Origin of the sequence: Endozoicomonas sp. YOMI1, from assembly GCF_024606345.1 — a bacterium.
GTDB lineage: Bacteria > Pseudomonadota > Gammaproteobacteria > Pseudomonadales > Endozoicomonadaceae > Endozoicomonas.
In genome coordinates, this window is sequence record NZ_JAHHPM010000049.1 from 1 (window position 1) to 6,015 (window position 6,015).

Below are 6,015 nucleotides of genomic sequence, written 5' to 3' on the forward strand. Positions count from 1 at the left end.
TCAGACTGAACTTTTCTAAACCGGCCGTCTGGTTTCAGGGTGCTTCTGCTGGTGGTTTGCCGGTGCGCAATAGTGCGAACTGCGCACCTTGTTTATTGGCTTCGTGTGTTGTGTGCAGGCCGAGAAATACCTTGCCCGATATAGAGTTTTCTGGAGTGGTGCGAATTGAGATACCAACAAAACCAAAGCTATCTATCCGTTATGGATTGATTGCCCTGGCTTCAATCTGCCCGGGTCCGGGTAGATTGGCCTTGCTGGAAGATGTGCGGGTTTCTCGTCGATCTGCTTTGTTGAGGTGGACGGTTTTCGGGCTGGTTACACTGGACTCAAAAAAGAAAAGCTTCCATCTGGTTCGACTATCTCCGCTGCAATTGCGGGGCGTGGTTCACCAGCTTGAAGGCCTTAAATGACAAGGGCTCTACCACGAATGATAGAGCCCTGAATCAACAGTCTTAGATAGCTTGTCATCGCCGTTTCTAAGACTGGCTGCACCGGACGTACCTGAATGCAGTCTCGAAAGCCCGATGCTATGCAGAGCGGGAACATGTGTAAACATAGAGCATAACTCAGCATTTTGCCAGTTAAGATATACCCAAACCGGCTAACAGGCATTTCCGTATTGCCTGCATCTGCTCTCTACCCAGTCTGTCCTGATAATACATTCGTTTACCATCGGCTCCCCTGGTGGGTAGTCTGATTTGATCCAACCGGTGAAAGCCTACGGTGTAGAGCATATCGGCTTTTACCCAGCTTTCTTTCTCTTGAAACTCCTTCATCCGGGGCATGCTGGCCTTGGGTAAAAGGTAATGGTAGGGCTCAACCGGGTTCGGTGTTGATGTGCTTATGCAGGCTACTGTTACCAGTCCACCTCTCTTTCTTATGCTGGAGACTACCAGAATAGGCCTTTTCTTAGTCATTTCAGGCTCTTTAAAGCCCTGTGAAAAGTCGCACATGAGAATACTCCCCACTTTGGGGTGATACTTGATTGCCATAAAACTCCGTATCAGAAATGCCGTGTGTGTTTGTCATTGGGTGTATCCTGGCTCAATGCGCCCAGCTTCCGGTCTATTGTACTGCAATCCAGTGATAAGGGTTGCTGGTTACTCTCTGTGGATCAGATGTGATGAGGTGCGATAGCCTGAGATGTCGGAAAGTTTTCCGGCATCTATTGGGTTCGGAGGGGGTTCGACAAACTGTCGGTAAGTTATACCGTTCTGGCTTTTTACGATCGTCCGAGAAAAGTCGGCTCCCACCTCGAAGTGGGATACGGGAATAATGACTGTTGCTGGTGGCCAGAATCAGCCCGTTAACAATAACTGCTCTAACTGCTCTAACTGCTCTGGCTTCTCAATGAATCGCTCATAGTCCACACCATACCGGCTTGACCATTGCGCTTGCAGGCCGGTTAGCTTGTCCTGTAGTCCCTGCTTCTCCTGGTTGTTCTTGTCGATCATATCCTGAGAAGGTTTCACGCCTGCCATTGATGAAGCAAAGCCCAGAGCAAAACCGCTGAACCGTAGGCTGCTCTGTGCCTTCTGAATCTCGCCTGAGAGCCTGGCGGCTTCGTGGTCGAATCCTTCCGGTGCATGCTTCACGGTGTTATTGATCACTGCATCCCTGATAGCGTGCTGGATCGCTTGGGTTCTGAGTTCGTCTACAGGTTGTTTGCCGGTTATCAGGTCAATGACTTGAGGTCGTTCAAAGTATCCAAGAGTTTCCATGCAGTTACCGCTTGTGTCATAGGCGCATACCTCAAACAAACCAGCTTCGGACTTGGCGATAAGTAATAGCCTGTCTGCTTCCTCGTCTGTCATTCTCCCTAAGTCTACATCTTCCCAGGGCGACCAGTACTTAGGGTCTAACCTGCCTACTTCCAGCATTGGCATGTATTCCAGTACAAAACCCATATCGGTTATGGCATTGAACATACGGGCTGTCTGTCGTTGTGCGAATAGTTGAGCATCGCCTAATAGTACCGGGTCTGTGCTGTAGTCCTTTTGTGCCCCCTGTGTACCGTTGGAACATTCCTTAAGCCTGGCTGCTAAATACTGTTGTCTTCGTTCCTGCTGGTGGTGCCTGGTATCCGGTGCAGTGCATGCCCGGCTGGTTTCGTTCAGTCCTGCCCGGGTTATCACTCGCCTGATACTGGTGGCTGACTTGAAGCCTAATACCCTGGCAATGGTCTTGTAGCCGTTACCCTGCTGGTACAGTGCGATTGCCTGTGCTGCCTGTTGTTTGTTCATTGTGTACCCTGTGCCCCCCTTTGTACGGGCAAAACAAACCGGATGTGTTATCCGGTCTGCGTCATGGTGTGTTATTGCAGTCGAAGCCTTTACGCTGCTTCCTGCTCTCTGCGGGTGGTTGCAGGTGTGTGTAGCTCGTCGCTGTGATCATCATCAGCCAGCACGGTGAATATTTCCTCTACACCTCTAAGTGCGTCTGCTCTGGCCAGTGAGGTTTCACCAGTAGCGATGTTGGCCAGTATGCTGTTCATTAAAGTTGCTGTGTAAAGCAAGGTGTCCCGGTATTTGGTAAGCTCTTGGCTGTTCTCATTCATCATTGGTTCTCTCCTGTAATGCTCGTCCGTTGCTTGTTCTGGTACGGATGGTTCTCATGGAGCCTTACCAGCGGTGTGAATGTGCGCCACTTTCTCCCCCTGGGTTTCCGGTATTCCCCTTCAATCTGCAAGCCTAACTCTGGGTGGTTGGTGAACCGGGTTATCCTGACATTGGATGCAGGTACTTCCAGAAACTCAGCGACAATGTTGATTACCATCCACTGAGTTTTAACGAACCGTTTTTCAGCGTTGATAAGCATGGTGTTCCCCCTTTGAAATTTTTAAAAACAGGTAGGGTAGCTACCCCCTAAAACCCCCCTTAAATCAAATTTGGACTTTTAGGGGGTTTTGGGGGGGTACTACCCTGCGTGTTTTCTGCTTACTCTTCCTCGTCAGAAATACATGCCGGGTTGATGTGATAGGTCACGACTGGTCGGCCTTGCCCTTTTTTCACTTCCTCCCTGTAGAGATAGCCGTGAAGCTCCAGCCAGTTCAAAGCCTTGTCCCTGTCTGCCGGTTCTGTCAGTCCTGTCCAGCCTTTGTCACTGAGGTCTTTTGTCTTGAAGGATGCCGGTAGCTTTTTGAGCCTGTCTTTCAGAATGCGAGCACCTGCCAGTGGATCATCAGCCAGTGAATAAACCCTGTTGGCGTGTGTCTCCAATACCTCACACCAATGAATAGCCATTTCAGCCGATTGCTTGCTTATGCTGCCTGTGTCGCCGTGTTTGATGACGTGGAATATCAGGGCAAGTGCAGGCATCAGAGAAGGGTATTTTCCTAAGTGGCTTTCCATGTGCAGGCTGATATCTTTCCCGCTTACCCGGGTCATCAGATCGCAGTACCAGCGGTTAAACACGGCTTGTCCTTGCTCATCAAATTGAAGTGATAGCCGGTTTTCTTCCTCTGGGTTGTACTCAATCTCATCCAATCGACGGAATACCTGATAAGCCTTTTCCTGAAGGGCTTTATTGGGCTGTCTGTCGGTATGCCTGAACTCCCCGCCATCGGGATAAACTAATAGCTGAAAGCGTTCTACTAATCCATCGTCGCCCGATCCTTCACGCTGGCTCATCAATAAGGGGAGTAGTCGCCCTGGCTGAATGCCTCCGAGTAGTGACACGGTATTGGAAGGGATATAAACATCCTCTCTTGTTACCCGGTCATAACTGAATGTACCGTCACCGTTGAAGGCTTCCAGCCAGAACGCTCTATCCTGCTGTCTGTCATCACGGTTAAGGCCTGCTATCCATCCATAAAGTTCGTCACGAAACATCAGCAAGCCCCACGGGTTTTCTGATAACAGAATGCCCAGTTTCTCTACTGTGGCATCGTTGACGATGTAACGCCTGCTTATGGGCTTCTCTGGGTCTGAGCTGTCATCCATCAACAGGGCTTCGGCTTCGACAAACTTCTTGTTTTTGACCAGCTTGGCGGCTTCCTTCTCTGCCTCCTTGGTTGTCATGTTGTTTATTTTCTCTTGTGCCTGGTATCGCTTCAGGTCTTCTTTTTGCTGCTCTCTGGCGGCTGCTTCCAATCGGGTTAATGGTTTGGTTGCAGCCTTGATAACCGGGCTTTTCTTCTGGCTTGGCCTGCCCACACAGCAACCCCACAGGTTCGGAATAACTGTCCAGTCATCAAACTGTTTTGGTCGAACACTCACCTTGCGACCAATCAGGCTACCCAAGGCAGAGACAACCGATACCGCTGCATACTCATAAGGGGCGTTGTCCATACGCTCCACAATGTCCACCAGCCAATCTGCCAGTTCATCAGGCAACATATCCGGTGTAATGGGTTTGACGGGTAGCAGATTATCATTAAGGGGCTTCAGCTCTGGCCAACTGATAGCGGGCTGGCCTGCTGCTGCGTTGGCTTGCTGAATGGCGGCTGCTGTATCGCCCGGTTTAAGGACAGCAACATTCGGAGAATCACATAGAGCCATAGGATAGCCCTCCATTGGCAAGGTAGTAGTCTGAGAAGTCGGTTCCTTGGTCGCTGGCCTGTGTTGCGGCAGGGGGGAGCATTACCAGCGCCCCCACTTGTTCCGCTACTTTGATAGCGCCGGTTAGTCCGGGGTTGTTTATCAGGTGGGTGTCGTTGTCTGCTGCCAGTACTAACCGGCTTTCAGGGTTCTGCTCTCTGGCAATATGGGCGACAGTTTCAAGGTTCCCTTTCCCCATGGCTGCATAAACTCTCACAGCCTGGTTATCCATCAGGTATATGCTGGCTCCCGTTGCCCATCCTTCACACACATAGACTGTCCAGGCATCCCCGCCAAAACGGTGATACACCCCTTTGCGTTGCCCGTTTTCGAGCCCGAATTTTTTACCCTGGGGATTGATGAACTCAATGTTTACCAGTGTATGACCGTGGCTGTATAAGCCCACCAGCAATAGACTGCTTTGCTGCTGTAACCCAAGGGGCTGGAGCTGCTTTCGCACAAGGTACGGATGCAGGGGGCTTGCTGGTTTGGCGGTGGCCAGAAGGTAGGCGGCTCGCTGTGCTGCCTGTGCCTGCTGCTCTTGCTTCTCTCTGGCTTCTGCCTGCTGCTGTTCCTGTCGTCTTTCCCGGTTAGCGTCCTGAATCCTTGCCAGTTGTGCTGTCGCTTGTGCCTGATTGCTGTATGACTGGCGTTCAATGCCCAGATAACAGGCGGTATGCTCCACCGCTTCCGTAAATGAGCACTCCAAGACTTTCATCATCAGGCTGAAACCGTCACCAGATCCACATTGGCGACAGATGTAATTACCGTCCTCGATACTCATAAACGAATACCGATCCCTCCCACCACAGGCAGGGCAAGGCATGTTGTTCTTGCGTGGGTTCACCTCGTCATCGGTTAGCCCACACACGGCCTGTAACACGCTGTCCCACTGCCCGGCAGAGGCTAGTTTTACCTGCTCTGTAAACAGTCGGGCTCTCACTGGTCAGCCTCCAACTTGCCATACAGTAGCTTCAGGGTTTCAAGGCCAACTTTCCTGGATGCCTGAACACGGTTTGCCTTGTGTTTGTTGTAGGCCTGCTGCCTTGCCTGGTGCTTCTTCCACTGTTCATAGGTGGGTTCGTTCCCGTTCTTCCAGTAGTAATCAACCCAGAAGGTGAAGGCTTCCATTGGCCAGTTGTTCGGGTAACGCTTTTCCATCTGCTTTCTGTAGTGCAGGGGGGCTTTCATTGCTTGCCCTCCTGCTCTGGCATATCGGTTTTAACCTCAAAGCACTCTAAGACAGCCTCGGCTTTTGCTCTGGCTGCACTGGGGCTGACTGCCGGTTTCATGGCCAGCTTCATACCGTCTGAATCGATGACAGCAATAAAGCCCGCTGGTCTGGTATCAATCTCTATCCAGTGGAAACAGCCGGCAGATTCAAAGCTGGCCAGTCCGTGAGGGTTGGTGTTGAATTTCCAATTCAGTCGCATTGTCTCGCCCTCACTCCGTCCAGTCGTTCAGGTAGTCCAGTCCA

Annotated in this window: 9 protein-coding genes; 1 reads left to right on the plus strand and 8 read right to left on the minus strand. The window is 51.1% G+C overall.

Annotation, left to right across the window (positions count from 1 at the left end):
* The coding region (locus KDK15_RS01965) for a hypothetical protein (RefSeq protein ID WP_257293688.1) at window positions 1-410 on the plus strand (410 nt) is incomplete at its 5' end.
* A 171-nt stretch (window positions 411-581) separates the two neighbouring features.
* Here the strand turns inward: KDK15_RS01965 and KDK15_RS01970 are convergent.
* The 8 genes from KDK15_RS01970 to KDK15_RS02005 all read right to left on the minus strand — a co-directional run bounded on the left by KDK15_RS01970 (window position 582) and on the right by KDK15_RS02005 (window position 5,971).
* Complete coding sequence (locus tag KDK15_RS01970; protein ID WP_257293689.1) at window positions 582-992, minus strand: type II toxin-antitoxin system PemK/MazF family toxin; 411 nt, start codon at window positions 990-992, stop codon at window positions 582-584.
* 306 nt (window positions 993-1,298) lie between these two features.
* Window positions 1,299-2,243 (minus strand): hypothetical protein, encoded by a 945-nt coding sequence (locus KDK15_RS01975; RefSeq protein WP_257293690.1) that lies wholly within the window; start codon window positions 2,241-2,243, stop codon window positions 1,299-1,301.
* 89 nt (window positions 2,244-2,332) lie between these two features.
* Window positions 2,333-2,560, minus strand: a complete 228-nt coding sequence (locus tag KDK15_RS01980) for a hypothetical protein (protein ID WP_257293691.1) — start codon at window positions 2,558-2,560, stop codon at window positions 2,333-2,335.
* Window positions 2,557-2,817: a hypothetical protein gene (locus KDK15_RS01985; RefSeq protein WP_257293692.1), complete on the minus strand. Its 261-nt coding sequence runs from the start codon at window positions 2,815-2,817 to the stop codon at window positions 2,557-2,559. Before KDK15_RS01985 ends, KDK15_RS01980 begins: the two co-directional genes overlap by 4 nt.
* 119 nt (window positions 2,818-2,936) lie before the next feature.
* Window positions 2,937-4,499 carry a YfjI family protein gene (locus KDK15_RS01990; protein ID WP_257293693.1) on the minus strand — a complete coding sequence of 521 codons (1,563 nt, stop codon included), beginning with the start codon at window positions 4,497-4,499 and terminating at the stop codon, window positions 2,937-2,939.
* The gene (locus KDK15_RS01995) at window positions 4,486-5,481 is read right to left on the minus strand and encodes a primase-helicase zinc-binding domain-containing protein (protein ID WP_257293694.1); all 996 of its coding nucleotides are present in this window, start codon (window positions 5,479-5,481) and stop codon (window positions 4,486-4,488) included. The genes KDK15_RS01990 and KDK15_RS01995 overlap by 14 nt, the downstream gene beginning before the upstream one ends.
* Window positions 5,478-5,729, minus strand: a complete 252-nt coding sequence (locus KDK15_RS02000) for a hypothetical protein (protein ID WP_257293695.1) — start codon at window positions 5,727-5,729, stop codon at window positions 5,478-5,480. The genes KDK15_RS01995 and KDK15_RS02000 overlap by 4 nt, the downstream gene beginning before the upstream one ends.
* Window positions 5,726-5,971, minus strand: coding sequence for a hypothetical protein (locus KDK15_RS02005; RefSeq protein ID WP_257293696.1), 246 nt, complete (start codon window positions 5,969-5,971; stop codon window positions 5,726-5,728). Before KDK15_RS02005 ends, KDK15_RS02000 begins: the two co-directional genes overlap by 4 nt.
* Window positions 5,972-6,015 lie beyond the last annotated feature (44 nt).

What these genes read in the sequence shown, in the direction of transcription:
- KDK15_RS01975 (WP_257293690.1), bottom strand. Translation starts at nt 2,243, where the DNA reads ATGAACAAACAACAGGCAGCACAGGCAATCGCACTGTACCAGCAGGGT.
- KDK15_RS02000 (WP_257293695.1), bottom strand. Translation starts at nt 5,729, where the DNA reads ATGAAAGCCCCCCTGCACTACAGAAAGCAGATGGAAAAGCGTTACCCG.
- KDK15_RS02005 (WP_257293696.1), bottom strand. Translation starts at nt 5,971, where the DNA reads ATGCGACTGAATTGGAAATTCAACACCAACCCTCACGGACTGGCCAGC.
- KDK15_RS01990 (WP_257293693.1), bottom strand. Translation starts at nt 4,499, where the DNA reads ATGGCTCTATGTGATTCTCCGAATGTTGCTGTCCTTAAACCGGGCGAT.
- KDK15_RS01970 (WP_257293689.1), bottom strand. Translation starts at nt 992, where the DNA reads ATGGCAATCAAGTATCACCCCAAAGTGGGGAGTATTCTCATGTGCGAC.
- KDK15_RS01980 (WP_257293691.1), bottom strand. Translation starts at nt 2,560, where the DNA reads ATGATGAATGAGAACAGCCAAGAGCTTACCAAATACCGGGACACCTTG.
- KDK15_RS01985 (WP_257293692.1), bottom strand. Translation starts at nt 2,817, where the DNA reads ATGCTTATCAACGCTGAAAAACGGTTCGTTAAAACTCAGTGGATGGTA.